General features: G+C 70.2%; 29 protein-coding genes. 11 read left to right on the top strand and 18 right to left on the bottom strand.

Features of this window, described 5'->3' with window-relative positions; all coding sequences use genetic code 11:
* Nucleotides 1-4: 4 nt before the first annotated feature.
* Nucleotides 5-610: a TetR/AcrR family transcriptional regulator gene (locus ACWDOP_RS09915; protein ID WP_456344746.1), complete on the bottom strand. Its 606-nt coding sequence runs from the start codon at nucleotides 608-610 to the stop codon at nucleotides 5-7.
* Between the two features lie 73 nt (nucleotides 611-683).
* On the opposite strand from ACWDOP_RS09915, the gene ACWDOP_RS09910 reads away from it, so the two are divergent.
* Entirely contained in the window at nucleotides 684-824 is a 141-nt protein-coding gene (locus ACWDOP_RS09910) for a hypothetical protein (protein WP_456344745.1), read from the top strand.
* A gap of 178 nt (nucleotides 825-1,002) precedes the next feature.
* Here ACWDOP_RS09910 and ACWDOP_RS09905 read toward each other — a convergent pair whose 3' ends face one another.
* On the bottom strand, nucleotides 1,003-1,203 hold the full coding sequence (locus ACWDOP_RS09905; protein WP_454201571.1) for a hypothetical protein: 201 nt from the start codon (nucleotides 1,201-1,203) through the stop codon (nucleotides 1,003-1,005).
* A gap of 72 nt (nucleotides 1,204-1,275) precedes the next feature.
* On the bottom strand, nucleotides 1,276-1,509 hold the full coding sequence (locus ACWDOP_RS09900) for a BldC family transcriptional regulator (RefSeq protein WP_354991415.1): 234 nt from the start codon (nucleotides 1,507-1,509) through the stop codon (nucleotides 1,276-1,278).
* Nucleotides 1,510-1,748: 239 nt separating this feature from the next.
* Here ACWDOP_RS09900 and ACWDOP_RS09895 point away from each other — a divergent pair, with 239 nt between their 5' ends.
* Nucleotides 1,749-2,057, top strand: coding sequence for a DUF4229 domain-containing protein (locus ACWDOP_RS09895; protein ID WP_454201572.1), 309 nt, complete (start codon nucleotides 1,749-1,751; stop codon nucleotides 2,055-2,057).
* A 10-nt stretch (nucleotides 2,058-2,067) separates the two neighbouring features.
* Nucleotides 2,068-3,153 (top strand): L-cysteine desulfhydrase Cds1, encoded by a 1,086-nt coding sequence (gene cds1 / locus ACWDOP_RS09890; RefSeq protein WP_456344744.1) that lies wholly within the window; start codon nucleotides 2,068-2,070, stop codon nucleotides 3,151-3,153.
* An 88-nt stretch (nucleotides 3,154-3,241) separates the two neighbouring features.
* Here the strand turns inward: cds1 and ACWDOP_RS09885 are convergent, their stop codons facing one another.
* Nucleotides 3,242-4,075 carry an MmyB family transcriptional regulator gene (locus tag ACWDOP_RS09885; protein WP_456344743.1) on the bottom strand — a complete coding sequence of 278 codons (834 nt, stop codon included), beginning with the start codon at nucleotides 4,073-4,075 and terminating at the stop codon, nucleotides 3,242-3,244.
* Nucleotides 4,076-4,150: 75 nt separating this feature from the next.
* On the opposite strand from ACWDOP_RS09885, the gene ACWDOP_RS09880 reads away from it, so the two are divergent.
* The 4 genes from ACWDOP_RS09880 (at nucleotide 4,151) to ACWDOP_RS09865 (ending at nucleotide 5,807) form a co-directional block, all read left to right on the top strand.
* Nucleotides 4,151-4,486 carry a hypothetical protein gene (locus ACWDOP_RS09880; RefSeq protein WP_454201575.1) on the top strand — a complete coding sequence of 112 codons (336 nt, stop codon included), beginning with the start codon at nucleotides 4,151-4,153 and terminating at the stop codon, nucleotides 4,484-4,486.
* Between the two features lie 79 nt (nucleotides 4,487-4,565).
* A complete protein-coding gene (locus tag ACWDOP_RS09875) occupies nucleotides 4,566-4,787 on the top strand; it encodes a helix-turn-helix domain-containing protein (protein ID WP_354991410.1) in 222 nt (73 codons plus the stop codon).
* Nucleotides 4,787-5,359 (top strand): Clp protease N-terminal domain-containing protein, encoded by a 573-nt coding sequence (locus tag ACWDOP_RS09870; RefSeq protein ID WP_456344742.1) that lies wholly within the window; start codon nucleotides 4,787-4,789, stop codon nucleotides 5,357-5,359. The genes ACWDOP_RS09875 and ACWDOP_RS09870 overlap by 1 nt, the downstream gene beginning before the upstream one ends.
* A 70-nt stretch (nucleotides 5,360-5,429) precedes the next feature.
* Nucleotides 5,430-5,807: a phage holin family protein gene (locus ACWDOP_RS09865; RefSeq protein ID WP_454201578.1), complete on the top strand. Its 378-nt coding sequence runs from the start codon at nucleotides 5,430-5,432 to the stop codon at nucleotides 5,805-5,807.
* A gap of 29 nt (nucleotides 5,808-5,836) precedes the next feature.
* Here ACWDOP_RS09865 and ACWDOP_RS09860 read toward each other — a convergent pair whose 3' ends face one another.
* Nucleotides 5,837-6,706, bottom strand: coding sequence for a 1,4-dihydroxy-2-naphthoate polyprenyltransferase (locus tag ACWDOP_RS09860; protein ID WP_456344741.1), 870 nt, complete (start codon nucleotides 6,704-6,706; stop codon nucleotides 5,837-5,839).
* A 39-nt stretch (nucleotides 6,707-6,745) separates the two neighbouring features.
* Entirely contained in the window at nucleotides 6,746-7,201 is a 456-nt protein-coding gene (locus tag ACWDOP_RS09855) for an SRPBCC family protein (protein ID WP_456344740.1), read from the bottom strand.
* A gap of 459 nt (nucleotides 7,202-7,660) precedes the next feature.
* Here ACWDOP_RS09855 and ACWDOP_RS09850 point away from each other — a divergent pair, with 459 nt between their 5' ends.
* Nucleotides 7,661-11,524 carry an AfsR/SARP family transcriptional regulator gene (locus ACWDOP_RS09850; protein ID WP_456344739.1) on the top strand — a complete coding sequence of 1,288 codons (3,864 nt, stop codon included), beginning with the start codon at nucleotides 7,661-7,663 and terminating at the stop codon, nucleotides 11,522-11,524.
* An 80-nt stretch (nucleotides 11,525-11,604) separates the two neighbouring features.
* Here ACWDOP_RS09850 and ACWDOP_RS09845 read toward each other — a convergent pair whose 3' ends face one another.
* From ACWDOP_RS09845 to ACWDOP_RS09810, 8 genes are all read right to left on the bottom strand, one after another.
* Entirely contained in the window at nucleotides 11,605-12,444 is an 840-nt protein-coding gene (locus ACWDOP_RS09845; RefSeq protein WP_456344738.1) for an ABC transporter permease, read from the bottom strand.
* Nucleotides 12,441-13,457 carry an ATP-binding cassette domain-containing protein gene (locus ACWDOP_RS09840; RefSeq protein WP_454201583.1) on the bottom strand — a complete coding sequence of 339 codons (1,017 nt, stop codon included), beginning with the start codon at nucleotides 13,455-13,457 and terminating at the stop codon, nucleotides 12,441-12,443. Before ACWDOP_RS09840 ends, ACWDOP_RS09845 begins: the two co-directional genes overlap by 4 nt.
* Nucleotides 13,458-13,646: 189 nt before the next feature.
* Nucleotides 13,647-14,783 carry an o-succinylbenzoate--CoA ligase gene (gene menE, locus ACWDOP_RS09835; protein WP_456344836.1) on the bottom strand — a complete coding sequence of 379 codons (1,137 nt, stop codon included), beginning with the start codon at nucleotides 14,781-14,783 and terminating at the stop codon, nucleotides 13,647-13,649.
* Between the two features lie 105 nt (nucleotides 14,784-14,888).
* On the bottom strand, nucleotides 14,889-15,239 hold the full coding sequence (locus ACWDOP_RS09830) for a DUF3349 domain-containing protein (protein WP_456344737.1): 351 nt from the start codon (nucleotides 15,237-15,239) through the stop codon (nucleotides 14,889-14,891).
* A 25-nt stretch (nucleotides 15,240-15,264) separates the two neighbouring features.
* Nucleotides 15,265-15,534, bottom strand: a complete 270-nt coding sequence (locus tag ACWDOP_RS09825; RefSeq protein WP_456344736.1) for a hypothetical protein — start codon at nucleotides 15,532-15,534, stop codon at nucleotides 15,265-15,267.
* Between the two features lie 10 nt (nucleotides 15,535-15,544).
* Entirely contained in the window at nucleotides 15,545-16,741 is a 1,197-nt protein-coding gene (locus ACWDOP_RS09820) for an anion permease (RefSeq protein WP_456344735.1), read from the bottom strand.
* A gap of 107 nt (nucleotides 16,742-16,848) precedes the next feature.
* The gene (locus ACWDOP_RS09815; protein ID WP_454201587.1) at nucleotides 16,849-17,241 is read right to left on the bottom strand and encodes a VOC family protein; all 393 of its coding nucleotides are present in this window, start codon (nucleotides 17,239-17,241) and stop codon (nucleotides 16,849-16,851) included.
* A gap of 139 nt (nucleotides 17,242-17,380) precedes the next feature.
* The gene (locus tag ACWDOP_RS09810) at nucleotides 17,381-18,274 is read right to left on the bottom strand and encodes a 1,4-dihydroxy-2-naphthoyl-CoA synthase (protein WP_456344734.1); all 894 of its coding nucleotides are present in this window, start codon (nucleotides 18,272-18,274) and stop codon (nucleotides 17,381-17,383) included.
* Nucleotides 18,275-18,628: 354 nt separating this feature from the next.
* Here ACWDOP_RS09810 and ACWDOP_RS09805 point away from each other — a divergent pair, with 354 nt between their 5' ends.
* The gene (locus ACWDOP_RS09805) at nucleotides 18,629-19,075 is read left to right on the top strand and encodes a DUF6918 family protein (RefSeq protein ID WP_454201589.1); all 447 of its coding nucleotides are present in this window, start codon (nucleotides 18,629-18,631) and stop codon (nucleotides 19,073-19,075) included.
* 173 nt (nucleotides 19,076-19,248) lie between these two features.
* Here ACWDOP_RS09805 and ACWDOP_RS09800 read toward each other — a convergent pair whose 3' ends face one another.
* Nucleotides 19,249-20,076: a siderophore-interacting protein gene (locus ACWDOP_RS09800; protein WP_456344733.1), complete on the bottom strand. Its 828-nt coding sequence runs from the start codon at nucleotides 20,074-20,076 to the stop codon at nucleotides 19,249-19,251.
* An 89-nt stretch (nucleotides 20,077-20,165) separates the two neighbouring features.
* Here ACWDOP_RS09800 and menD point away from each other — a divergent pair, with 89 nt between their 5' ends.
* Nucleotides 20,166-21,866, top strand: coding sequence for a 2-succinyl-5-enolpyruvyl-6-hydroxy-3-cyclohexene-1-carboxylate synthase (gene menD, locus ACWDOP_RS09795; protein WP_456344732.1), 1,701 nt, complete (start codon nucleotides 20,166-20,168; stop codon nucleotides 21,864-21,866).
* Nucleotides 21,867-22,444: 578 nt separating this feature from the next.
* Here the strand turns inward: menD and ACWDOP_RS09790 are convergent.
* The 3 genes from ACWDOP_RS09790 to ACWDOP_RS09780 form a co-directional block, all read right to left on the bottom strand.
* On the bottom strand, nucleotides 22,445-22,687 hold the full coding sequence (locus ACWDOP_RS09790) for a hypothetical protein (protein ID WP_456344731.1): 243 nt from the start codon (nucleotides 22,685-22,687) through the stop codon (nucleotides 22,445-22,447).
* A gap of 324 nt (nucleotides 22,688-23,011) precedes the next feature.
* Complete coding sequence (locus ACWDOP_RS09785; RefSeq protein ID WP_354990972.1) at nucleotides 23,012-23,245, bottom strand: hypothetical protein; 234 nt, start codon at nucleotides 23,243-23,245, stop codon at nucleotides 23,012-23,014.
* A 197-nt stretch (nucleotides 23,246-23,442) separates the two neighbouring features.
* The gene (locus ACWDOP_RS09780) at nucleotides 23,443-24,075 is read right to left on the bottom strand and encodes a TetR/AcrR family transcriptional regulator C-terminal ligand-binding domain-containing protein (RefSeq protein ID WP_456344730.1); all 633 of its coding nucleotides are present in this window, start codon (nucleotides 24,073-24,075) and stop codon (nucleotides 23,443-23,445) included.
* Between the two features lie 83 nt (nucleotides 24,076-24,158).
* Between ACWDOP_RS09780 and ACWDOP_RS09775 the strand changes: the two genes are divergently transcribed.
* Nucleotides 24,159-25,193, top strand: coding sequence for an aldo/keto reductase (locus tag ACWDOP_RS09775; protein ID WP_456344729.1), 1,035 nt, complete (start codon nucleotides 24,159-24,161; stop codon nucleotides 25,191-25,193).
* The last annotated feature ends 158 nt before the right edge of the window (nucleotides 25,194-25,351 follow it).

The following is a 25,351-nucleotide window of genomic DNA, read 5'->3' as shown; positions in this document are numbered from 1 at the left end:
GGCGTCAGGGATTCAGGAACCTGTCGAGGAGGCGGTTGATCATCTCGGGGGCGTTCCCGGCGGACTGGGGGATGGTCAGCATGCCCTGGGTCATGCCGCCTACCGCAGCCACCAGCAGCTGAGCGTCGAGGTCGAGTTGCTGTGTGGCGGTGGGGGAGTCGGCGTCGGGGCGGGCGCGGCGGAGCTGTTCGGCCACCGCGTTGATCAGCCAGAGGCCGGGGCCGGCGGTGTCCTTGGGCTGCACCTCGTCGGTCGTGAGGGCGGCGGTGTGGAAGGCGATCAGGATGATCGCCTCCTCGCGGCGGACCTCGTCCAGGGGGAGGAGCTCGGTGAAGACGGCGGTCAGAATCTCGCGGGGCGGGGCGGACTCGCCGAGGGTCGCGACGTTGCGGGCGAAGCGTTCGCCCGCGGCGACCACGACCGACAGGTGGGTGGCGGTCAGGACGTCCTGTTTGGTCCCGAAGTAGTACTGCACGAGGCGGACCGAGATCCCGGCCTCGGCCGCGACGTTCTGGAACGTGGCCGCCGTGAGGCCGCCGCGGGCGATGACAGTGCGTGCGGCCGTGGTGATCTGGGCTCGCCGCTGATCGTGATCGGCTAGACGCGGCATGGAGCGGTACCTCTTCCCCGGGTCGGCGATGGACAGATCCGTCATGGTACGCCCATATCACTTAAGTGGTACGTTGATATCATCAACGGAGATCGAGGGGCCCGACGCCAATCCGGGCCGCGGCCACGGTGTGCTGATGGAGATACCGGGTGTGGTGGGCGCGCGGATCATGGGCTTCGTCCGCCGGCACGACCGCGCCGCCGCGCGGGCCTGAGTGCGGCGAAACGACAGCTCCCCGTGCGGCCGAATCCGGTCGCACGGGGAGCTGTCTGCTACCCGTGGCGCCTGCCGATCGCGGAAATCCCGAGGGCGGCGAGCGCTTGAAGTAAACGGGGCATTCGGTTTGCTAGACGATCGCCCAGATGGAGCGGACGGGTCGCCCGGCGAAGGGGTCAGCTATCGGGGGAACCGGGTTCGCCGTCCCGGTGCTGGCGCGAGAGCCGCCACAGGAACTCCGGATCGTCATCCGGGCCGAGCACGCGTTTGCGGGTGGTGGATGCCGGGCCGGTGCGGGCCGGTCGCTGCGGGCCGAAAGCTTTCCAGCACAGCATCGCGATGGTCACCAACGCGATGAGTGCCAACAGGTACGTCACGTCGTTCACCTCCTGCCAACGAGGGTAATCCAGTGTCCGTACCCGCGGCACCGCGGAACTTTCAAATAGGGGTTAGACGCGCGTCGCCTCGGTGGTGAGGGACCTGAGAAGTTGCAGAACTTCGGATTCGCGGAACCGGCGGTGACCGCCCGGAGTCCGGAGTGAGCCGAGCCGCCCCGCGTGAGCCCACCGCGTAACGGTCTTCGGATCGACATGGAACAGGGCCGCCACCTGGCCGGGGGTGAGCAGGCTTTCCTGGCTGTTGACGGAACCCATTACGCGGCTCGCCGCGGTGAACGCAGTCATTCGCAAACCTTTCCGTTTTGTCAGATCCCTCATCAGTAGCGACATCGTTGCACCGCACCCCCTGTGTGTTCGAACAGTCTCGTTTTGGTAAAGGGGAAGTAATAGACAAAACGGATATCCGTACTGTGTTCGCGGTCACGTTTGACTCGCGAGTAGCGAATATCCAGCGAATTCGGGCACGGGCCGCCGGTCGCGGGCCACCGCATATGTCCGATTGGTCGTCACCTAGGCTGAGGCTCGTGAGTGAGGCAACCCCATCCGAAGGTGCGGGCCGCAAACTGGCCCGCGATCTGGCCCTGTACACGGTGGCCCGGCTCGGCCTGGTCGTCGCGCTCGTGGCGCTCATCCTCGGCGCCGCGGCCCTGGTGAACGTCGAGGTGCCCCTCATCGTCGCGGCGCTGTTCGCGGTGCTCATCGCCCTGCCGCTGTCGATGGTGCTGTTCAAGACCCTGCGCACCCGCGTGAATCAGGACATCGCCGCCGTGGACGCCAAGCGCCGCAGCGACCGTGACCAGCTCATGACCCGCCTGCGCGGAGACGAGAAGTGACGGCCGGCCGATGAAGCGTGTCGATCGCTACGCACCGCGCGAGTGGGTCGACAACGCCGTCCGGCTGATCGACGCCGACGCCCAGCGCAGCGCCGATACGCATCTGCTGCGCTATCCGCTGCCCGCGGCCTGGCGGGTGCAGCTGTACCTCAAGGACGAATCCACCCACATCACGGGCAGTCTCAAGCATCGCCTCGCGCGTTCGCTGTTCCTCTACGCCATCTGCAACGGCTGGATCACCGAGGGCACCACCGTGGTGGAAGCCTCCTCCGGGTCGACCGCCATCAGCGAGGCCTACTTCGCGAAGTTGCTGGGTCTGCAGTTCGTCGCCGTCATGCCCGCGTCCACCTCGCCGGAGAAGATCGCGCTCATCGAAGCACAGGGCGGGCGCTGCCACCTGGTCGCGAAGTCGCCCGACATCTATGCCGAGGCGGCCCGGCTGGCGCGCGAAACCAACGGTCACTACATGGATCAGTTCACGCACGCCGAGCGCGCGACGGACTGGCGGGGCAACAACAACATCGCCGAGTCGATCTTCCATCAGCTGGCGCTGGAGGCGCACCCGGTGCCGGACTGGATCGTGGTCGGGGCGGGCACCGGCGGCACCAGCGCGACCATCGGCCGCTATATCCGGTACCGGCGCCACGCGACCCGGCTGGCCGTGGTGGATCCGGAGAATTCGGCCTTCTACGGCGGTTACGAGACCGCGGACTCGGGCTATCAGACCGGTATGCCGTCGCGTATCGAGGGCATCGGCCGGCCGCGGGTGGAGCCCTCATTCGTCGGTCAGGTCGTGGACACCATGATCGAGGTCCCGGACGCCGGATCGATCGCCGCGGCCAGGCACGCGAGCCAGGTGCTCGGCCGCCGGGTCGGCGGTTCGACGGGCACCAACCTGTGGGGGGCATTCGCCCTGATTGCCGACATGATCGGCGCCGGTCGGTCGGGCAGTGTGGTCACCCTGCTCTGCGACGGCGGAGACCGGTATGCCGGAACCTATTTCAACGACGACTGGGTTGCCGGTCAGGGGCTGAGTCTGGCGGAGCCCACCGCGGTCCTGGCCGAATTCATGGCCACCGGTTCTTGGTCCGGCTAGTTTTCCCACGGCACGGCGGTCGGCTCAGAAGGGTTGATCACCCCTCGATTGGTTTGCTATCGAGTTGCTGAATTCACTGGGTTAGCGGTTATTCGCCTGCGGCCGACGCGCTCCGCAGGTGAGGAGCTGTTGTTTCACTGTCTCCGTGGGCGTTAATGGGCCTTGACGTCCGGGGCCTTTCGCGGACTACTGGACGAGTGACCGCCGTGGGCTGATCGACCCCCGAACCGAGCACGAGCATCCACGACTGCAGGCTCGTGGACGTCCGCCACATGTTCATCCGCAATTCGGTGATGACCAGGGTCTGCGGATCCCGCACCAGCTTGGTCCGATCGCGCCGCTCGCCGGCGACCGCGTCGTTGTGCCACAGCGTCGCGAATTCCGGGCTCGCCATGCAGCGTTCGAGGATCGCCCGCGTCCGATCGTCGTGTCCGCACCGGGCCAGCAGCATCCGGAACGAGCTCACCGCCTGCTGCGCCTCGCCGTCCCAATCCACCAGCACGGTCCGCGACAGCGGATTGAGCAGTATCCATTCCAGATAGTTGCAGCCGGGATCGAGCTCGGGGAAAGCCTCCGCGTGCGCGGCGTTGACGGCCAGAATGTCCATGGCGCCGGAGATGAAGGCGGCGATCTTGGGGTTGAGCAGTTCCAGATATTCGAGATCGACCGGGCCGGGGTGATCGGGCTCGGTGCGCGGCAGCGGCTCCTCGGCCAGGGTGAGTGCGTACTCGAACTCCGCCGGGGCGAGTTCGAGTGCGGTGGCGAGGGATTCGATGACGCGACGGGAGGGAGTGGCGCCGCCCTCGATCTTGGTCAGATAGGGGACCGATAGGTTGGCGAGCCAGGCGAGTTGTGGGCGGGTGCGATTGGCTCTGGTGCGCAGCCGGCGGATGTACTCGCCGAAGGTTGGAACCACAGTCATCGCCCACGTGCCCTTACTGATCTTGCCGCCCGTTCTGGTTCAACAGTGTGAAACAACAACGCATCGGGAGTCGAGTTGGGTCAGTATCCGCGGTCGGTCGCGAGCACCGGCGTCACGGTCGGGCCGTGGGTTCCGGCGCCCTCGTGGACACGGCCGGTGGTGGCCGAGCGGCGGGTGAGCATCACGGGGGATCGCAATCGGACGGGTGTCTCGGATCGCGATGCCCTGCCGGGTGCGCGTGAGCCCGTGGCCTACGGGCGCTACCGCGATCGGGACGGCGATATCTGGGAGAAGGAGCCGCGCGGGTGGCTGTTGCGCTCGCAGGCGGGGGTGCCGGTGGAGTCGGACGAGGTGTGGGACTGGGACGACGGGCACGTCTGCGACTACGCGCCCTTCGAGCCGTGTTCGTGACACGGCGCTGACGTCGCGTTTTTCCGGTGATTGTCAATTTTTGTTGACACCGCTCGTATGTCAATTTAAATTGACATACATGAGTGAAGCGACGACTCTGGCGGCCGCGGCCGGCAGCCCGGACCCCCAGGTGGGGTTGCGCGCGGTGCTGGCTTTGCGCCGACTGCTCGAACGCCTCGAGTCCATCCAGGTAGCCAACGCCCGCACGCAGGGCTGGTCCTGGCAGGCCATCGCGGACGCGCTCGAGGTCAGCCGGCAGGCGGTCCACCAGAAGTACAACCGGAAAGGCGGTATCCGCTGATGTTCGAAAAATTCGCCAGGGCAGCCAAATTCACGGTGGTCGGGGCGCAGGAGGAGGCCCGGGAGCTGCGGTCGCCGGTCATCGACGTCCAGCACCTGTTCCTCGGCCTGCTCGCCGCACCCGATGCCGGACTGCACGAACTGCTCGCCGCGCACGGGCACACCGCCGACTCCGTGCGCGCGGCGCTGACCCGCACCCGGGCCGGCGAACCGCTGGGCGAGCAGGACGCCGAGGCGCTGCGATCGATCGGCATCGACCTGGACGCGGTGCGCGACAGCCTGGCCGAGACCTTCGGCGCGGATGCCCTGGAACGCGCGGTGCCCGCCGACGAACCGCGCCGCGGCCTGTTCCGCGGCAGGGGCTTCGGGCACATCCCGTTCACCCGCGAGGCGAAGAAGATTCTCGAACTCGCGCTGCGCGAGGCGGTGGCCCGCAAGGACGATCGCATCGAGGCCGGGCACATCCTGCTCGCGATCCTGCGCGCCCCGAACCCGGCGACCCGGGACCTGCTGGGCGCGGACCTCGAGCCGCTGCGCGCGGACGTGGCCGCCCATCTCGATCGGGCCGCGTGATTGTCACAGGTGATCATGAACCGGTGAGGTATGACCACCGCGGCGCGCGGTTCGCCCCTACGATCGGGGCATGACGCTCCTGCTACGTCTGCTCATTAACGGTGTCGCCATCTGGCTCGCGGCCGAATGGGTCGACGGCATCGACATCAAGAGTCCCGAGGACACCACGCAGAGCAAGCTGCTCGCCATCCTGGCGGTCACCATCGTCTTCGCGCTGGTGAACACCCTGGTGAAACCGCTCGTCAGTCTGCTGTCCCTGCCCTTCGTGATCCTGACCCTCGGGCTGTTCCTGCTGGTGATCAACGCGCTCATGCTGTGGCTGACCGCGGCGATCACCAACACCATCAGCTACGGCATCACGGTCAGCGGGTTCTGGGCCGCGGTGCTGGGCGCCATCATCATCACGCTGGTGAACTGGGTGCTCGGGGTGCTCGTTCCCGACAACTGAGGGCCGGTGCGACGGGTTCGCGCCGGGCTTCAGCCGAAGGACAGCGCGAACTCGATCGCCAGCGACCAGACCAGCAGGGCCAGGCCGGTTCCCGCCAGCGCGGGGATCAGGTCGGGCCCGTTCTTGTTGCCGCGCACCGGTTCGTTGGCCTTGATCGCCAGGGGGAGCGCGATCAGCGCGACCAGCGCCCACGGGGTGCGGGCGGCCAGGAGCAGGGTCGCGGCGAACGGGATGGCGAGCAGCACGATATGCAGTGTGCGGGTGCGGGTGTCGCCCAGCCGGACGGCGAGGGTGGTCTTGCCCGAGACCGCGTCGGTCGGGATGTCGCGGAGGTTGTTCGTCACCAGCACGGCGCTGGAGAACGAGCCGACCGCCACCGCGCCGGCCAATCCCACCCAGTCGACGCGCCCGGCCTGCACGAACTGGGTGCCGAGCACCGCGACCAGGCCGAAGAACACGAACACCGCGATCTCGCCGAAACCGCTGTAGCCGTAGGGGTTCCGGCCGCCGGTGTAGAACCAGGCGCCGGCCAGGCAGCCCGCGCCGACCAGCAGCAGCCACCAGCTGCTGGTGGCGACGAGGATCAGGCCCAGGATCGCGCCGAGACCGAGGCAGCCCAGGGCGGCGTTGCGCACCGCGGCCGGGGTGGCCAGTTTCGAGCCGACCAGCCGCAGCGGGCCGACCCGGTCGTCGTCGGTGCCGCGGATGCCGTCGGAGTAGTCGTTGGCGTAGTTCACCCCGATGATGAGGGCGCACGAAAGCAGCAGGCACAGCACCGCTTTCCAGCCCACCGCGCCGTCGATCGAGGCGGCGGCTCCCGTTCCGACCAGGACCGGGGCGATCGCGTTCGGCAGAGTGCGCGGCCGCGCTCCCTCGATCCACTGTGCTGCTGTAGCCATGCTCCGCAGCCTAGTGCGCGGGCCGGGGGCGGGGCGCGCTCAGGATTCAGCGGCGGCCTTGAGCTGGGCCAGCCCCTTCTCGAAGTCCTTGCCCACCATCTTGTCCATCGGCATCAGCTTGCCGAACAGCGCCATGATGCCGGTCTGCTGCCCGGTCATCCGCCAGGTCACCAGGGTGCCGGCGCCCTGCGGGGTGAATTCGAAGCCGATGGTGTTGGTCGCCTTGAACGGCTTCTCGAAGTGCAGGCGGATGCCGATGGCGTCGGCGGTCGCGGAGGTGATCTCCATGTCGCCGCGCCCGGCCTTGCGGTTGCCGCTCCAGGCGTAGCGGGCGCCGATGCCGCGGTCCGCGCCGCTGTAGACGCGGTCCATCGCCGGGTCGATGTCCTCCCACGGCGACCATTCGCGCCAGCGGTGGAAGTCGTCGATGAGCGCTTGGACCTGAGCGGGCGCGGCCTCGATGACCGCCTCCCGGTGAACGTCGAAGTCCGCCATGACCAGCAGCTTAGGCGACCCCCGGCCCGGAACCCGCGAATCGACGCGGCCCGCACCGGCGATTCCGGCGTGCCGGGCCCATGACGCGCCGGGCCGGTGCGCGAGCGAGGAGACCGCCACGCGCGGACAAGTGTCGCCAGGTGGCCGAGAAGGCGCGCGCGGACATAGTGAGGTCGGGTGGTCGAGGAGGACCGTCACGCGGACCCGGCATCGCCGGGAGGCTGAGGCGGACCGCCATGTTGGGCATGGTGTCGTCGGGTGCCGAGGAGGAGCGGGCCATCGCGCGGCGAAGCCGTCGTTCCTGGTTCTCCGCGATGCGGGCGGATCCGCGGGTGGCGGAGGCGCGGTCATCATGTGCGGAGAGACGTGTCCGGCGGGACGATGTCCGGTGGGCTGGCGCGCGGGGCGGGGGCGGTGAACCGGACGGGCGTCCGGCTGCTCACCTACGATTGGCGAGGAATGTCTTCGGAAACAAGCGGTTCTGACGGCGCCGGGGTCGTCCGGCTCGCCGCCGCGGGCGCTACCGCCCCGGCGGTTCCTTCGCATACCGGCCGGGCGGGGGACGCGGAGCCGGTGCTCGTCGGACTGCTCGGGGAAGTGGCGTTGCGGCGGGGCGGGGTGCTCGCGGCGGTGCCGGGGGCGCGGGCGCGGCTGCTGGTCGCGGCGCTGGCCACACATCCGGGGCGGAGCCGCAGCGCGCACGCGCTCATCGACGAGGTGTGGGGTGAGGAGCCGCCGCGCGCGCCGACGAACGCCCTGCACACCCAGGTCTCCCGGCTGCGGGCGCTGCTGCCCGAGGGCGTATTGGAGATCGGTCCCGCCGGATATCGCCTGGTCATCGCCCCCGACCAGGTCGACCTCGCGCGCGCCGAACAGTACGAGACGCGAGCCCGCCGCGCGCACGACGCCGGCGACGACGCGGCCTGCCTGGAATGGATCGCCGCCGCGCGCACGCTGTGGCGCGGCGAGCCGGGCGCCGACCTGCCGCCGGGCCCGGTCGCCGAGGAACTCGTGACGCTGTCCGGAACCCGGGCCAAGGCTCTGGACGCACTCGAACTGGCCGCGCGTTCCGGGATCGGGGATGTGGACGGCGCGCTCGAACTGGCCCGCCGCGCGGCCGCTGCGGATCCCTTCGGCGAACCCGCGCACGCGACGCTGATGCGCCTGCTCGCCGCGGCCGGGCGCGGGAACGAGGCCCTCGAGGTCTTCGCCGCCCTGCGCGGCAGACTCGCCGATCAGCTCGGCGTCGGCCCCGGGCCCGCGGTCACCGCGCTCAACACCGCGATCCTGCGCGGCGAGGAGCTGCCGGGCACGATCGCTGGAACCGCAATCGCACCGAATCACGCTGGGGGACAAAGCTATCCGGTGGTGTCGGACACCGGTACGGGTGCGATGGAACGCCTTCGGGATATCGCTGGGCGGATGCGCGGCGCAGCCGATGCAGAGCGCGATGGGAATGCCGGAAGTTCGCGCCGAGCGGGTAGCGCCGCGGCGAGTGGGAACGCGCGGTGGTCCGGCGATGGGCAGGATGGCGCGTGGGACACCGAAGCCGGGGGATCGAGCTCGACCGGAGGTGTCACGGGTCGCGGCAGCACACTGTGGTCCGAGCACGCGTCGGACGCTGCGGGCACCGATGACGCCGCGGACGCGCGCGTGAGCGCGCGTGATCCGGGCGGTCAGCGGCGGACGGAAAATGGCGGGGGACAAGCTGATTCCCCCGCATTGCGCGCGATACCGGGCGGGCGGGCCGATCCGGTCCCGGGGTACGGCTCGGTGCGGGCACCGGCGGAACGGCACGCGGCGGCCGCGCGGGAGCAGGCCGACGCGGCTCCGTCGGCGATCGGGTTGCGGGCCGCGCCGAACCCACTGCTGGGGCGGGCCGCGGACCTGGACGCGCTGCAGCAACTGCTGACCACGTCGCGGGTGACCACGGTGCTCGGGCCCGGCGGCACCGGTAAGACGCGTGTCGCCAACGAACTCGGGGCGCGGGTGGCGCACGAGCGGACGGTCGCCCTGGTCGAATTGGCCTCGGTGCGAGCCGATCCCGCCGGAGACGAGGGCACCCGGGCCGAGATCGAGGCGGCCATCGCCACCACGCTCGGCATCGGCGAGCTGAGCCGCGACAGCAGCGTGCTGCGCGGCACGCTCGCGCGCGACGTGGGCCGGCGCCTGCGCGACGCGCTGACCTCCCGGCCGATGCTGCTGATCCTGGACAACTGCGAACATCTGATCGCGGTGGTGGCCGAGGTGGTGGCCGACCTGGTCGGGGCCAGTGAGCATTTGACCGTGCTGACCACCAGCCGCGCGCCGCTGGAGATCACCGCCGAGGCCGTGTATCCGCTGCCGCCCTTGATGATCGACGCGGACGGCTCACCCGCCACCGATCTGTTCAACGCCCGCGCCCGCGCGGTGCGGCCGTCGGTGCGGCTGGATCCGGAGGTGGTGGCGCGGCTGTGCCGCACCCTGGACGGGCTGCCGCTGGCCATCGAACTGGCCGCCGCGCGGACGCGGACGATGAGCGTGGAGGAGATCGAATCCCGGCTCGAACACCGATTCGCGTTGCTGCGCAGCGGCGATCGCAGTTCTCCCGAACGCCATCGCACCCTGCACGCGGTCATCGACTGGAGCTGGAATCTGCTGGACGGCGAGCAACGGGTGGCGCTGCGCCGGTTGTGCCGTTTCCCGGCCGGGTTCACCCTGGCCGCCGCCGAGGCGGTCGTCGCCGGGCCCGATGTCCCGGATGTGGCGGCGGCGGTGGACGGCCTGGTGAGCCAGTCGCTGCTCACCGTGCTCGAACCCGACGACGAGACCGACACGCTGCGCTACCGCATGCTGGAGACGGTCCGGGAGTTCGGCGAGGAGCAGCTGGCATCGGCCGCCGAAGAAGACCTGGTCATGGACCGGATGTCTTGCTGGGCAAGGACGTTCGCGCTCGATTCGGTGCATCGCTACGCCACCGGCGATCAGGTGCGGGTCGTGCTGTCCGGGGCCGCGGAGACCGACAATCTGGTGGCGGTGCTGCGCTACGCGCTCGACCGCGTCGACACCGCCACCGCGCACACGGTGTTCCCGGTGCTGTCGCTGCTGTGGGTCATGCGGGGCGCGCACATGGAATTGATCGGCTGGGGTCCGCGCATGCTGCGGCTGCCGTTGCGCACCGGCCCGCTCACGGTCGCCGAGGCGGATCTGCAGATGTTCGGTCAGCTGGTACTCGGCCTGCACCTGATGTACGCCGACAGCGGCCCACGGGAGTTCGCGCTGTTCCGGAGCCGCGTCCGGCGGTTGCGGGCGGCCGGGAATCTCTCGCCGATGTTCGCGTTCCTGGGTGAGCTGGCGACCGTGCGGGCCGATCCCTACGCGCTGGGCCGGGTGCTGGTCACGGGCGTGCGCTCGGCGGACCCGTGGACCCGGACCTCGGCGCTGCTGTTCCGGGCGAACATTCGCGAGAACGCCGGGGATGTGAACGGCTCGATCCGAGACGCGTTGTACGCCTTGGATTCCGGGGCCGGGAACGATATCTGGGGTCAGGCCATGGTGTCGCAGCACCTGGGCAGCATGTACGGGCAGTCCGCGCGCTACCCGGAATCGGTCGGCTACTACCGCGAGGCCGTCGAGCTGCTGACCCGGTTGCGGGCCTTCGAGGAGAGCGTGGAGATTCGCAGCGCGCTCGCGGCGTCGCTGGCCGGCATCGGGGATCTGGAGCAGGCGCGACGGGAGCTGGAACCGGCGCTGGCGGGCGTCGGCGTGGAGCCCGCGGAGGAACTCGCGCGCATCCAGCCGAACCATCGCCGCGCCTCGGTCACCGCCGGGCTGGCCGAGATCGCGCTGGCCGCGGGTGATGTCGAGACCGGCCTGCGCCGGTTCCAGCAGGTGCTGCCCCTGCTGGCGTGGCCGCACGGCACCATCACCCCGGGCCCCGGGGACATCATGATCGCCGCCGCGGTGCTGGACGCGCACGTGCTGTACGGGGCCGCGGACCGAAACCGAGGTCTGGCAGCGGATCTGGTGGACGTCGCTCTGGTGCGGCTGCCGCAGTTCTGGGATCTGCCGCAGACCGGTGCGGTCGCGATCGCGATCGGCTCGTATCTGCTGGCCACCGGCGTGGACACCGAGACGGCGCTGGAACTGCTCATGCTCGGGCCGAAAGTGCTTGCCCGGCAGGACTACCCGTCCATGCTGTGGGAACGGCACGTGGAACTGCACCGGCCCGCGGTCGGCGCGGACGCCATGGCCGCGGCCGAGCGCGCGGTGGCCGGGGTGGGCCGCCGGGTGGCGGCCCAGCGCATCATGGCCCGGCTGGGGGAGATCGCCGAGCGACGCTGAGGCGCGCACCCCGCACGCGAACAACCGGCCCGCGCACCGGGATTCGGTGCGCGGGCCGGTTGGATCGCCGGGGCGGTGGCTCACGCGCGGCGCATGTACGCCCGCACCGTGAGCGGCGCGAAGATCGCGATCACCACGACCGAGCCGAGCAGCGACCACACCACGTTCGAGGTGGCGCCGGTTCCGTTCATGAGTTCGCGGGCGGCGTTGACCATGTAGTAGATCGGGTTGACCTTGTTGATGCCCTGCAGCCAGCCGGGCATGGTGTCGACCAGCACGAACGCGCCGGACATGAAGGTCAGCGGGAACATGATCATCATGGAGATGCCCTGCACCGCGGAGGCGCTCTTGCCGGTCACGCCGACCAGCGCCCATACCCAGCTGACCGCGAACGAGCAGAACACGGTGACCAGGCCGGCCGCCACGACGCCGAGGACGCCGCCGTCCGGGCGGTAGCCCAGTGCGATGCCGACGACCACGGTCAGGGTGGTGGCCAGCCCGTACCGCACCATGTCGGCGACCAGCGCGCCGGACAGAGCCGAAATGCGGGCGATGGGCAGGGATTTGAAGCGATCGAAGACGCCCTTGTCCATGTCCTCGCGCAGCTGCACGCCGGTGGCGACCGAGGTCAGCACCACGGTCTGCACCAGGATGCCCGGAATCAGGATCGGCAGGTACGCGGTGACGCTGCCGCCGATCTGCCCGCCGAAGATGAAGGCGAACAGGGCGGTGAACAGAATCGGCTGCACGGTGACATCGAAGAGCTGTTCCGGGTTGTGCTTGATCTTGAGGATGCCGCGGTAGGCCATGGTCATGGTGTTGGCCAGGGTCTGCTTCAGCGAAATGTGGTTGCTGACCACCGGAATCGGGGCCGGGGCGGTGGCCGCGTGGCGGCCGGGGGCGGTGAGTGTCGTGGTCATGCCGCGCTCTTCTCTGCATCGGTGGTGTCGTCGCTGTCGTCCGCGCCGTGACCGGTGAGCGCGAAGAACACCTCGTCCAGGCTGGGCTTGCTGACGTTGATCTCCTCGACGCGAATGTCGTGCTCGCGCAGTCGGATCAGGATGTCGGTGGTGACGCTGGGATCGGGCAGCGGTGCGGTGACGCGACCGGCCTCGGGGCTGATGGCGGCCTCGACGGTCTTGCCCGCGGCGCGGGAGAGGTACTCGCCCACCAGGGTTCGCGCCTCCTCGATGCGGGATCGGTCGCCGAGGGTGAGCTGCAGTGCGGACATGCCGACCGAGCTCTTGAGTTCGTCGGAGGTGCCGTCGGCGATGACCTTGCCGCGGTCGATGACCGCGATCTTGTCGGCCAGCTGGTCGGCCTCGTCGAGGTACTGGGTGGTGAGCAGCACCGTGGAACCCTCGCGCACCAGGCGGCGGATGGTCTCCCACATCTGGGCGCGGGTGCGCGGGTCCAGACCGGTGGTGGGCTCGTCCAGGAACAGCAGCGGCGGGGCGGAGATCAGGCTGGCGGCCAGGTCCAAACGCCGTCGCATGCCGCCGGAGAAGTTCTCCAGGGCCTTGTCCGCGGCCTCGGTCAGGCCGAACTCCTCGAGCAGCTCGTTCGCCTTGCGGCGCGCGTCGGCCCGGGACAGTCCGAGCAGCCGCGAGAAGATGACGAGATTCTCGGTGGCGGTGAGCTTTTCGTCGACCGAGGCGTACTGCCCGGTGACGCCGATGAGCGAGCGCACCGCGGTGGGCTCGGCCACCACGTCGCGGCCGAAGATGCGGGCGCTGCCGCCGTCGGGCCGCAGCAGCGTGGCGAGCATGCGGATGGTGGTGGTCTTACCGGCTCCGTTGGGTCCCAGTACGCCGTATACGGCCCCCCGCGGTACCGCGAGACTCACGCCGTCGACAGCCCGCTGCTCCCCGAAGAGCTTGACCAGGTCGTTCGCCTCGATGGCGAGCGCCTCAGCAGGTGTGTAAGAAGTCATGGCACCCACTGTGTGCCCCGGGACTTACACGCGACTTGCACGGCTGTTGCGTGCCGGTGCAAGCCGGTTCCGCAGCCGGTCCGTACCGCTTACGCGAGAGAGTATCGGCAGGTCACAGCGGGAATGTGAAGCTCGACACGCCGCGGCCGCGCGACCCTGTCCCGGCTCGCGACGGCATCGTCGCGCCGCTCAGTTGGGCGACGCGGCGGCCAGCAGTTCACGCAGTCGCGTCCGGTCGGGCTTGCCCGGCCCGCGCAGCGGCAGCTCGTCCATGACCGCCAGCTCGCGCGGCGCGGCGATGGCGTCGAGTTCGGCCACCACGTGCTCGCGTAGCTCGTCCAGGGTCGGCGGCGTCGCGCCCGGCGCGGGCACGATGACCGTGACCACGCGCTGGCCCAGCCGATCATCGGGCAGCCCGAGCACCACGCATTCGGAGATGCCCGGGTGCGTGATGAGCACGGCCTCGACCACCTGCGGAATGACCAGCAGGCCGCCGGTCATGATGGCCTCGTCGAGGCGGCCGGTGACGGTCAGCACGCCGTCCTCGTAGCTGCCGGCGTCCTCGGTGCGGAACCAGCCCGGCTCGGCGAACGCCGGATGGTCGGGCTGGTTGCGGTAGCCCTTGGCGAGCATGGCGCCGCCGAGCATGACGCGCCCGTCCTGGATGCGAATCTCGGTGCCGGACAGCGGGACACCCTCGTAGACGCAGCCGCCGCAGGTCTCGCTCATGCCGTAGGTGCGGAAGATGTTGATGCCCGCGGCACGCGCCCGGGCCAGCACCGGCGCCGGGGTGGCCGCGCCGCCGATGAGCACCGCGTCCAGCTGCGCCAGCGCGGCGGCCGCGGTCGGCTCGTCCAGGGCCTTGATGAGCTGGGTGGGCACCAGCGAGGTGTAGCGGCGCGGTCCGGTCATGCCCGCCACCGCGCCCGCCAGCGCCTCGGGCAGGAAGCCGCCGGAGACGTCCAGGGCGGCCGGTTCGGTGCCGGACAGAATGCTGCGCAGCAGCACCTGGATGCCCGCGATGTGATGGGTGGGCAGGGCCAGCAGCCACTGGCCGGGCCCGCCGAGGCGTTCGTGGGTGGCGTCGCCGCTGGCGCGCAGGGCGGCGGCGGACAGCAGCGCGCCCTTGGGCAGCCCGGTGGTGCCGGAGGTGGTCACCACCAGCGCCACATCGTCGTCGATCTCCTCGCCGGGCCGCAGGCTCGAGCTGAGTCGCTGGGCCTCGCGGCGATCGGCGGTGGGGATGGGCAGCCACGCAGGACCGTTGCCGTCCAAGGCTTCCCGCAGATGCGGCAATACGTCACCCACAGATGCACCGGTGGGCATGGGAAGTGTGCGGAGGGTATTGCTCACGTTCGCGATCGTGTCATGGGAAGGGGTGGCGGCGCACCTGCGGGGGTTCGCGGCCGGGGGTCGATGGTGATGGTTCGGTCAGTCGGACGTCGGTGTCGCCAGCGGCCAGCCACCGGCTGCCAGCCGGGATGCCACCCGAGCGATATCGTCCTCGCCGGGTTGCTCCTTGGCAACTCGGGCGATGGCCGCTTCGATGTCGGCGCGCGCGATCTCGTTGCTGGCCACCCGTTCGGTGATGAGTTCCTCCACCACCAGGTGCACCTCGTAATCGGTGAGCCTGCGGTGCAGCACCGCGAGCAGGGCCACGTAGTCCGACTGCGGAATGCCCTGCGGGTACCCGGCTTTGAGCCAGTCCAGGACCTTCGCCAGGACGTTGGTCAGCGCGGGGGTCCGCGCCGGTTCGGAATTCGGCTGTTCCGGAGTGCTCACGAGCGTGCCTTTCGATCGGTCGGTGTCACGCGCCGAGCAGATGGATTCCCAAACGGTCGGCCAGGAAGCCGCGTGCGATGAAGACCACACCGACCACGGCCGCGATCATGACCACGGCGAAGCACAGGGCCGAGAGCGCCTGGTGGAGTTGGCGTGCGGCCCCGGTCGCGCCGCTGTCGACGGTGGCGCGGCAGCGCACGCCGTAGGCGAAGACGGCGGGCAGGCCCGCGCCGAACACCAGGGCGGCCAGCACGACTTCCCAGAGCTCGCTCAGATTGGACAGTAGGGTCTGCATCCCCGCGCTCCTAGGCGATCTCGTTGCCGACGGAATCCTGGCTGCGCACTGCGGCGCCGGGCCCCTCCGGCTGTTGCCAGTCGTCGTTGACGTTGTGCGAATTGACCGCGGTGCGCCGCGAGCGCAGCCAGATCAGCGTGGCCGCGGCGATGAGCAGCGCGAAGACCACGAGGGTGCCCGCGGTGCCGCCGATGCCGTGCAGGATCGCCCAGCAGACCGCGCCGACGAGGCCCGCCATCGGGAGCGTGAGCACCCAGGCCACGACCATACGACCGAGGACCGCCCAGCGCACCTCGGCGCCGGGGCGGCCGAGGCCGGAGCCCAGGATCGAGCCGGTGACGGTCTGCGTGGTGGACAGCGGCAGGCCGAAGTGGGCCGAGGTGAGAATGATCGCGGCGCTGGTGGATTCGGCCGCGAAGCCCTGCGGCGGCGCGATGTCGACCAGGCCCTTGCCGAGCGTGCGGATGATCCGCCAGCCGCCCAGGCAGGTGCCGGCGGCGATGGCGACCGCGCAGGACACGATGACCCACAGCGGCAGCGGATCCCCGGCCGAGGCCGAGCCGTGCGCGATCAGGGCAAGGAAGATGATGCCCATGGTCTTCTGCGCGTCGTTGGTGCCGTGCGCGAGCGAGACCAGCGAGGCGGATCCGATCTGCCCCCAGCGGAATCCGCTCTCCACGGTCTTCTCGTTGCTGCCGCGCGTGATGTGGTAGACGAGCCACGAGCCGATGGAGGCCACCAGCGCGGCCACCACGGGGGCGAGCAGCGCCGGAATGATGATCTTCGCGATGACGCCGGTGTGACCCGAGGTCCAGATCACCCCGTCCCAGCCGAGCGCCGCGATGGTCGCGCCGATCAGGCCGCCGAACAGGGCGTGCGAGGAGGAGGACGGCAGTCCGAGCAACCAGGTGAACAGATTCCAGAGAATGCCGCCGACGAGGCCCGCGAAGACGATGTCGAGCAGGGCTTTTCCGCTGACTTCCGACAGGTCCACGATGCCCGCCGCCACGGTGGCGGCGACGGCGACGCTCAGGAAGGCGCCGACCAGATTCAGGAAACCGGACAGGAGTACGGCGGTACGCGGCGGGAGCGCACCGGTTGCGATCGAAGTGGCCATCGCGTTCGCGGTGTCGTGGAATCCGTTGGTGAAGTCGAACGCCAAGGCTGTGAGAACAACGATCAGCAGAACGAGCAGTTCGGCAGACACGCCGACCAGTTTGCGCTACGCCATTAACGATCCGTTAACCGGTGCCCCCGGACACGCCGTGTGTGTTACGGCGTGGTAGGCGTTTCGCGCGCGCGTGACCGGGGACGTCAGTCGGTGCTCGGCGGGCGGCTGTCCCGGCGGATCGGGTGGTCGGCCGGGATCTGGACGAGCACCAGCGGGACGCCGTCGGGATCCCGGATCCACATCTCGATCAGTCCCCAGGGTTCCTTGGTCGGGCCCCTGTCGATCCGCACCCCGGCGAGGGCGAGTTCGGCCGCCGCGTCTTCGCAGTCGCGCACCTGCAGCCAGATCGCCCCCGCGAATCCGGCCGGCTCCCCGCCGCCGTGCCCGGCCACCTCGATCAGCCCCTGCCCGGCGAAGAACACCGTGCCGCCCGGATACTCCCGGGCGATGGCCAGGCCCAGCGTGTCCCGATAGAAGGCCAGCGTCGTCGCGTAGTCCGCGGGTCGCAGAATCAGCCGACTGCTCAGAATCTCCATGCGCTGTGCCTCCGCTTCTCTCCGGTGAGATGCCTCGTGCGGGTTTCGGTCCCGGCGCGATGCTCGCATCGCGCCGCGGCGGCTCGCCGGGCCGCGCACATCCCATCGTGCCCGGCTCGGGTGGCGAGCCGTCCGGTTTTCAGAAGTACCAGGGGTAGGCCGACCAGTCCGGTGCGCGCTTCTGCAGGAACGAATCGCGGCCCTCGACGGCCTCGTCGGTCATGTAGGCCAGGCGGGTGGCCTCGCCCGCGAAGAGCTGCTGGCCGACCAGGCCGTCGTCGGCGAGGTTGAACGCGTACTTGAGCATGCGGATCGCCTGGGGCGACTTGCCGAGGATGTCGGCGGACCACTCGAGCGCCACGTCCTCGAGTTCGGCGTGGTCGACGACCGCGTTCACCGCGCCCATCCGGTGCATCTCCTCGGCGGTGTACGGGCGGCCCAGGAAGAAGATCTCGCGGGCGGCCTTCTGGCCCACCATCTTCGCCAGGTAGGCGCTGCCGTAGCCGCCGTCGAAGCTGCCGACGTCGGCGTCGGTCTGCTTGAAGCGCGCGTGCTCGCGGCTGGCCAGGGTGAGGTCGCAGACCACGTGCAGGCTGTGCCCGCCGCCGGCGGCCCAGCCGTTCACCAGGCAGATGACGACCTTGGGCATGAAGCGGATGAGGCGCTGGACCTCGAGGATGTGCAGCCGGCCCGCGCGCGCCTGGTCCACGGTGTCCGCGGTCTCGCCGTCGGCGTACTGGTAGCCGCTGCGCCCGCGGATGCGCTGATCGCCGCCGGAGCAGAAGGCCCAGCCGCCGTCCTTGGGGCTGGGGCCGTTGCCGGTGAGCAGCACCGCGCCGACATCGGAGGTCATCCGGGCGTGATCGAGCGCACGGTAGAGCTCGTCCACCGTGTGCGGGCGGAACGCGTTGCGCACTTCGGGCCGGTTGAAGGCGATGCGCACCGTGCCCTGCTCGATATGCCGGTGATAGGTGATGTCGGTGAGGTTCTCGAACCCGGGTACTGCCCGCCACAGCGCTGAATTGAAGGTCACGGGCACGAACTTAGTGGTACAGCCCTCGCGCGGGTCACTCCGACCGTGCGATTCGGGCCACCCCGGGCGGGGTGCCGGAGATTTGCGATAGCGGATTTCGGACATTGGACAAGGAGCCTGATTGTCGCGGAACGCGATTCACTTCCGCCGGATCCGAGCGCGTGACCAGTTGACACGGCGAATCTGAAACGCTGCCAACCGATTGCGGAGGCTTTACAGTGCAGTTGCTGTCTGGGAGCGGCGGCCATCGCCGCACCATGCGGCCCTAGCGCGTCGGCGTCGTGTGCGCGGGGGCACCGGTGCGTATAGTTCCATGCGCTCGTTCATCGAAAAACTATCCGGAGGAACCTGAAAGTGGTTGCAGCACTGTCTGAATCCCTGCTCGATGATGCCAAGCGTCCGGCCTTCCTGGCCGACGCCAAAGAGGTTCTGGATGCTGAGGTGTCGGACAAGGGCGGCGCGTCGGGTCTGGCTGTCAAGGGCGGCTACGCGGCGGTGAAGAAGGTCAGCCCGACCATCGTCGGCGACGCGCTGGAGTCCTTCATTCCGCGATTCGTCGCCCAGCTCGAGCCGTACTGGTCCGAGTACCAGGCCTCGGGCGCCGGTTCGTTCGCCGATCTGCTGGTCGCCAAGCAGGACGAGGTTTCCGAGGCGCTGCTCTCGGTCACCGACGAGCGCGCCGAGTCGTCCTCGCGGCCCGCGCTGACCAAGGTCTACGGCTCGATGCGGTCCTCGGCGAAGAAGCATGTCGCCGAGGCGCTTCCGCGTGTCGGCGCCCTGATCCAGCGTCACGCTGGTTAATCAAATGACCGGTTCGCGGCCCGGAGCCGGGCCGCGAACACGGACTGCATAAAGTCTGTGTCACCCAATTCGGGTGGAAAATACCCGAATTCGAGGCAGTGCGCGGATCCCCTTTTCGCTGTCAGGGGATCCCGGCTCGAACGCGCCGGTGAATGCGTACCCGGCGGCCGAAATCAGCCCGCGGCCTTACCGACTCGCCAGTAGCCGGTGAAAGTGATATCGGCCTTGGGGATTTCGCGTTCCTGGACCAGGAATCGCCGCAACCCCGATACCAGCTTCTGCTCGCCCGCGAGGAACGCGTAGACGCCCGCGGCAGGCAGTTCCGCCGCGCGCACGGCCGCGGCCACGGTCGCGCCGATCTCGGCGCTAGCGTCGGTGCGGACGATCCAGTGCACCCGGACGCCCTCGGGCTCGCCCAAGTCCTGGGCGTCGGCGAGATCGGGCAGCTCGATGAACGCCGCGCCCTTCAGCTCGCGCGGGGCCGAGCGCAGGGAGCCGGCGATGCCGGGCAGCGCGCTCTCGTCACCCGCCAGCAGGGCGAAATTCGCGCCCTCGGCGAGCTGGAAGGTCGCGCCCTCGTCCAGCAGACCGACCCGGTCGCCGGGGGCCGCGCCGTTGGCCCAGGTGGAGGCCGGGCTGTCGTCGCCGTGCGAGAAGAAGTCGATGTCCAGTTCCGCCGTGCTGCCGAACTCCCCGAAACCGGCAGCGCGGTAGTCCCGCACGGTGTAGTTGCGCACCAGCGGGCGGTGCTCCTTGCCCATCATCAGGTACTGCGCGTACCAGCCGAGGGTGCTCGCCGAGGTGGGCAGGGTGAGGGTGCCGTCGCGGCCGGGCATGAAGAGCCGGAACCACTGGTCGTAGCCCATCGCGGTGAATCCCGCGAGTCCGTCGCCGCCGAGCGTCACGCGCACGAAATTCGGGCTGACGCGCTTGCTCGCGAGTACTTCGGCGGTGAGGATTTCCCGGTGTTCGGGCTTGAGATGTTTGGTGCGCTTGGCCATGGGCTTAGGTTAGCGCACCCTAACTAGAACACGCCGGGTGTGATCGGGCCGACGCAGCGCGGAGATCGACTGTCTGAGAGGCTGGGATTGTGAACCCCTCGACAGCACAGGCGCACGTCGTCGTCGACGAACTCGCGCGCGGCGGAGTCCGAGACGTGGTCCTGTGCCCGGGATCGCGAAACGCGCCCCTGGCCTTCGCCTTACAGGCCGCCGACGCGGCCGGGCGGCTGCGGCTGCACATGCGGATCGACGAGCGCGCCGCCGGATTCCTGGCCATCGGCCTCGCCCTGTCGAGCGGCCGGCCCGTTCCGGTGGTCATGACCTCCGGCACCGCCGTCGCCAATCTGGGGCCCGCGGTGCTCGAAGCCAACTACGCGCGCGTGCCGCTCATCGTGATCAGCGCGAACCGGCCCTACGAGATGCTGGGCACCGGCGCGAACCAGACCGTCGAGCAGTTGGGGCTGTTCGGCAGTCAGGTGCGCGCGACAATCAGCCTCGGGCTGGCGGAAAGCGAGAGCCTCGGGCCGGCGGGGGAGAACCCCGGGCAGCTGCGGAGTGATGGCCTCGGGCCGGCCGCGGGTGAGTCCGGCGAGGTCTACCCCAAGCAGAACAGCGTCTGGCGCTCGGCGGTGTGCCGGGTGCTGGCCGCCGCGCGCGGCACCCGCTCCGGCAACGCCGGGCCGGTGCATTTCGACATCCCGCTGCGCGAGCCGCTGGTGCCGGACATGGCGTCGGGCGATCCGCTGCCGCTGGGTCGCAGCGACGACCGGCCCTGGACCGCAACGCAATACGCCACCCTCGACGTGCCGCTCGACATCGACCTGAGCCTGGACACCGTGGTCATCTCCGGCCACGGCGCGGGCCATCGGCCCGAGCTCGCGGCGCTGCCGACCGTCGCCGAGCCCACCGCGCCCATGCACGGGCCGCCGCTGCATCCGCTGGCGCTGTCGCTGGTGCGGCCGAAGCAGGCGATCATCACCGGCCGGCCCACCCTGCACCGGCAGGTTGCGAAGGTGCTGGCCGATCCCGAGGTGACGGTGTTCGCGCTGACCACCGGCCCGCGCTGGCCCGATGTGTCCGGCAACGTGGTCGGGACCGGCACGCGCGCGGTCACCTCCGGCACGCCGCGCGCCGAGTGGCTCGAGCAGTGCCGGGATCTCAACGAGCGGGCCGTGGCCGTGGTGCGCGCCGAGCTGGCCGCCCATCCCAAGCCCACCGGATTGCACGTGGCGGCCGTGGTCATGGCCGCGCTGCGCGATGGCGATCAGCTGCTGCTGGGCGCGTCGAACCCGGTGCGCGACGCCGCGCTGGTGTCCGAGCCGCGGCCGGGGGTGCGGGTGCTGTCCAACCGCGGCGTGGCCGGGATCGACGGCACGGTGTCCGCCGCGGTCGGCGCGGCCCTGACCCATACCGGCCGCACGGTCGCGCTGATGGGCGACCTGACGTTCCTGCACGACGCGTCCGGCCTGCTGATCGGCCCCGGCGAACCGCGCCCGGAGGACCTCACGATCGTGGTCGCGAACGACGACGGCGGCGGCATCTTCGAACTCCTCGAACAGGGCGATCCGCAGTACGCGGGCGTCTTCGAACGCGTCTTCGGCACCCCGCACGGCATGGATCTCGCGGCCCTGTGCGCGGCCTACCGGGTGCCCCATCGCCAGGTGGATCCCGCCGAGCTGGCGGTGGAGCTGACCCGCCCCGCCCACGGCGTCCGGGTCCTCGAGGTGGCGACCGAACGCTCGAGCCTCCGCGAGCTGCACGCGACGGTCCGCGCCGGCATCACCGGCTGACCGACCCGCTCGATAGCGGTTCCCGGGGACTCGCTGCCGGTTCCGCTGTGTCCGAGCGGATCTCACCGAGCCGGCGGTCGAGTTCAACTGCCCGCTGCGGCGTCCGCGTTCCGGAGGCGGCGACCGGACGCTCGAGCCTCCGCGAGTTGCACGCGGGTATCACCGGCCGGCCGGCCGGGTTTCCCAGGGCCCGTGCTTGTTCCGTCGTGTCCGGCGGATCCCACCGAGCCGCCGGGTCCGGCGCGGCGGGGTGCTCGGGGCCGTGGGGACCTGCCTGCGCGAGCTGCGTGCCACCGGGCGGGCAGACCGATTCGGTGCCGGTTGCCCACGACGCGTCGGCGGTTCCGTTGAGTCCGGTGAAACCGACCGAGCCGGGTACCTCTGGCACGCAGGCCGCTCGGGGTAGCGGCTGGGCGATCCGGCCTGCGCGAGCCGCACATCCCAACCGGCCGAGTTCCGCAGGTTTCGCGTTTCGGGCCGCCGTCGTCGTGGGCGGGATGTGTGATCGTGCCGGCGCGGTGGCATGCCTCCACCGGGGTGCGCGCGCTCGGAGCGTTCCCCTTGGAAACGGGCGACAGTCAGTACTCGGGTTCGGCGTCCTGGTAGTCGTCGTCCAGGGGGACCGGGATCGACTGTTCGACCAGGTCGCCCTCGTCGGCGGTCCAGCCGCTGTCGCCCGGGGGAACCGGGGGGATGTCGGTGTCGGAATCCGGGGCCGGGTCGCCGGGGGCGTCGGTCGCGGGGTTGTCGGCGTCGGGGTAGGCCGGGGTGTGCTGTTCAAGGTAGTCGGCTTCGGACACCTCGTCGACGCGCTCGTTCATCGGATGCTCCTCTCCGCCGTGTCGGCTGGGCCGGGTGAAGTCGGGCATCTCCCAGCTTGCGCCCCGGAGCAGGAGTCGGCAACCGGGGTGGGGGGTGGTCGGCGGGTGTGCGCAGGTCACGGCCGGTGGGTCGGTTGTATCACGGCCGGGCGAGTCGGGCTACCGATTCCGTGCCGACCGACAACTGCCACTGTGAGGCGGAAACCTGGGCACCGCCCCCGGGGATGGCTGTCATTGTGTGGAACAGGGCCACGGCGGAGGTGTGGCCCGGGTGGGGAAGCCGCGGGGGTGGGATCCGAGCGGCGGGCCGGGCTGGGGGACGGCTCATTCGCCGGGGAGGGGGCCCTTGTCGGTGGGGTGTTCCACCAGGGCGAGGACACGCCCGGCCATGAACCGTGCGGTGCGCACCTGGGTTCCGGTGCGGGTCGTTTCGCTGACTTCGACTATTCCGCGCGCTATGCGCACCTCGACCCGGCGGCCCGCGCGGGTGGCTGTCACTTCGTAATTGCGGGAACCGTCACCGGTGTCCACGACGATCTCTACTCGATCACCTTTCATCTATCAATTCTCCTCCCCACCAGCGGTTTTGGGCAGAAATCCGGGTTCCGAACCGCTAACGACTCGGTACCGCCGGGGCATAAAATCGTGTTCGGAAAACAGGCGAAATCGCTTGCGCTCAGCACTTTTCGCGGGATGCGTGCACCTGGGCGCGAGGCTCCGGCCGGGTGTCCCCGGCGCGCTCGTGCCGCCGCGGATCAGCTGCCGGAATCGGTGGCGGCGGCCGCGAACACTCCCGCGTGGGTGGCGGCCAAGGCGGCGTCGGCGGCGGCCCGCGCGGCGGCGGGGTCGATCGGATCGCCGCTGGCCAGGAGGCGGTAGTAGAGGGGCGCGGAGACCGCGGACAGGACCGCGCGGGGGTCGGTGTTCGCGGGGCACTCGCCGCGGGCGACCGCGGCGGTGACGCAGGGGGTCCATTCGGTCAGGCGGGTGTCGTAGAAGCGTTGCAGGGCAAGGGCGGTGGCCTCGTCGGTGGTCGCGGCGGCGATGACGGCGCGGAACAGGCGGCCCTGGCGCGGATCGGCGAGCGTCCGCGCCACCAGGGCGGCGTTGGCGTGCAGGTCGCCGTGCAGCGAACCCGTATCGGCATGGGGGAGCGAGGATTCCGCCATCTCGGCGAGGAGGTCGGCGACCAGCCCGGCGGGCGTGCGCCAGCGCCGGTAGACGGTGGTCTTGCCGACCTCGGCGGTCGCGGCCACCTCGGCCAGGTCCAAGCGGGCGAAGCCGTGTTCGGCGAGGGCGTCCCCGGCGGCGCGCAGCACGGCGTCGCGGACCCGGGCGGTGCGCCCGCCGGGGCGAATCGAGCCGGGGGCGGTGGTGTCCTGCGTCATAACGGTTCTCCAGTTCCATTTGCGGCGAAGTGAGTGTAGCGTTGCCGATGTTAATGAAACTGTAGTTCCGTTAGGAGTTAGTCATGGAGTACCGTCGGCTCGGCGCGTCAGGTTTGCGGGTTCCGGCTCTGAGCTTCGGCGCCGGCACCTTCGGCGGGCGCGGGGAGCTCTTCAGCGCCTGGGGTGACACCGACGCCCGGCAGGCCCGCCGCCTGGTGGATATCAGCCTGGAAGCGGGCGTCACGCTCTTCGACACCGCGGACGTCTACTCCGACGGCGCGTCGGAAGAGGTACTGGGCGAGGCGATTCGCGGCCGCCGCGATCAGGTGCTGATCTCCACCAAGGCCTCCCTGCCCACCGGGCCCGGTCCCAACGACGCCGGTTCCGGGCGCGCCCGCCTCGTCGGCGCGGTCGAGGGGTCGCTGCGCCGGCTCGGCATCGATCACATCGACCTGTTCCAGCTGCACGCCTTCGACGCGGGCACCCCGATCGAGGAAACCCTTGCCGCACTGGACGATCTGGTGCGCGCGGGCAAGATCCGCTACGTCGGCGCCTCCAACTTCGCAGGCTGGCAGCTCATGAAATCCCTTGCCGCGGCGGACCGGAACGGGCTCACCCGGTACGTCGCGCACCAGGTCTACTACTCGCTGGTCGGCCGCGACTACGAGTGGGAGCTCATGCCGCTCGGCCTGGACCAGGGCGTCGGCGCGGTGGTGTGGAGCCCGCTCGGCTGGGGGCGGCTGACCGGCAAGATCCGGCGCGGGCAACCGCTTCCGGCGGGGAGCCGCCTGCACCAGACCGCCGCGGCGGGTCCGCCGGTCGACGACGAGGTGCTCTACGACGTGGTCGACGTGCTCGACGACATCGCCGCCGAAACAGGCCGCACGGTCCCGCAGATCGCGCTGAACTGGCTGCTCACCCGCCCCACCGTGGCCACGGTCATGATCGGCGCGCGCAACGAGGAGCAGCTGCGCCAGAACCTCGGCGCGGTCGGCTGGACCCTGGACGCCGACCAGATCGCCCGCCTGGACAAGGCGAGCGCGGTCACCCCGCCGTACCCGTACTACCCCTACTACCGCCTCGGCGACTTCACCCGCCTGAATCCGCCTGCCGTGTAAGCGGATTCGCCGGGACACCGATGCTTATCCGGCCGGACCGCAGCGCGTGTCCGGCCGAGCGGTGTCCGGCCGAGCGGTGTCCGGCCGAGCGGTGTCCGGCCGAGCGGTGTCCGGCCGAGCGGTGTCCGGCCGAGCGGTGTCCGGCCGAGCGGTGTCCG

This window comes from Nocardia sp. NPDC003693 (assembly GCF_053981095.1).
This window is presented reverse-complemented; position numbering and strand designations above follow the sequence as displayed.

Excerpts from the sequence above, each read along its gene's own strand:
- ACWDOP_RS09915 (WP_456344746.1), bottom strand. The coding sequence starts at position 610 with ATGCCGCGTCTAGCCGATCACGATCAGCGGCGAGCCCAGATCACCACG.
- ACWDOP_RS09900 (WP_354991415.1), bottom strand. The coding sequence starts at position 1,509 with ATGACTGCGTTCACCGCGGCGAGCCGCGTAATGGGTTCCGTCAACAGC.
- cds1 (WP_456344744.1), top strand. The coding sequence starts at position 2,068 with ATGAAGCGTGTCGATCGCTACGCACCGCGCGAGTGGGTCGACAACGCC.
- ACWDOP_RS09885 (WP_456344743.1), bottom strand. The coding sequence starts at position 4,075 with ATGACTGTGGTTCCAACCTTCGGCGAGTACATCCGCCGGCTGCGCACC.
- ACWDOP_RS09875 (WP_354991410.1), top strand. The coding sequence starts at position 4,566 with ATGAGTGAAGCGACGACTCTGGCGGCCGCGGCCGGCAGCCCGGACCCC.
- ACWDOP_RS09870 (WP_456344742.1), top strand. The coding sequence starts at position 4,787 with ATGTTCGAAAAATTCGCCAGGGCAGCCAAATTCACGGTGGTCGGGGCG.
- ACWDOP_RS09865 (WP_454201578.1), top strand. The coding sequence starts at position 5,430 with ATGACGCTCCTGCTACGTCTGCTCATTAACGGTGTCGCCATCTGGCTC.
- ACWDOP_RS09860 (WP_456344741.1), bottom strand. The coding sequence starts at position 6,706 with ATGGCTACAGCAGCACAGTGGATCGAGGGAGCGCGGCCGCGCACTCTG.
- ACWDOP_RS09855 (WP_456344740.1), bottom strand. The coding sequence starts at position 7,201 with ATGGCGGACTTCGACGTTCACCGGGAGGCGGTCATCGAGGCCGCGCCC.
- ACWDOP_RS09850 (WP_456344739.1), top strand. The coding sequence starts at position 7,661 with ATGTCTTCGGAAACAAGCGGTTCTGACGGCGCCGGGGTCGTCCGGCTC.
- ACWDOP_RS09845 (WP_456344738.1), bottom strand. The coding sequence starts at position 12,444 with ATGACCACGACACTCACCGCCCCCGGCCGCCACGCGGCCACCGCCCCG.
- ACWDOP_RS09840 (WP_454201583.1), bottom strand. The coding sequence starts at position 13,457 with ATGACTTCTTACACACCTGCTGAGGCGCTCGCCATCGAGGCGAACGAC.
- menE (WP_456344836.1), bottom strand. The coding sequence starts at position 14,783 with ATGCCCACCGGTGCATCTGTGGGTGACGTATTGCCGCATCTGCGGGAA.
- ACWDOP_RS09825 (WP_456344736.1), bottom strand. The coding sequence starts at position 15,534 with ATGCAGACCCTACTGTCCAATCTGAGCGAGCTCTGGGAAGTCGTGCTG.
- ACWDOP_RS09815 (WP_454201587.1), bottom strand. The coding sequence starts at position 17,241 with ATGGAGATTCTGAGCAGTCGGCTGATTCTGCGACCCGCGGACTACGCG.
- ACWDOP_RS09800 (WP_456344733.1), bottom strand. The coding sequence starts at position 20,076 with ATGGCCAAGCGCACCAAACATCTCAAGCCCGAACACCGGGAAATCCTC.
- ACWDOP_RS09790 (WP_456344731.1), bottom strand. The coding sequence starts at position 22,687 with ATGAACGAGCGCGTCGACGAGGTGTCCGAAGCCGACTACCTTGAACAG.
- ACWDOP_RS09785 (WP_354990972.1), bottom strand. The coding sequence starts at position 23,245 with ATGAAAGGTGATCGAGTAGAGATCGTCGTGGACACCGGTGACGGTTCC.
- ACWDOP_RS09780 (WP_456344730.1), bottom strand. The coding sequence starts at position 24,075 with ATGACGCAGGACACCACCGCCCCCGGCTCGATTCGCCCCGGCGGGCGC.
- ACWDOP_RS09775 (WP_456344729.1), top strand. The coding sequence starts at position 24,159 with ATGGAGTACCGTCGGCTCGGCGCGTCAGGTTTGCGGGTTCCGGCTCTG.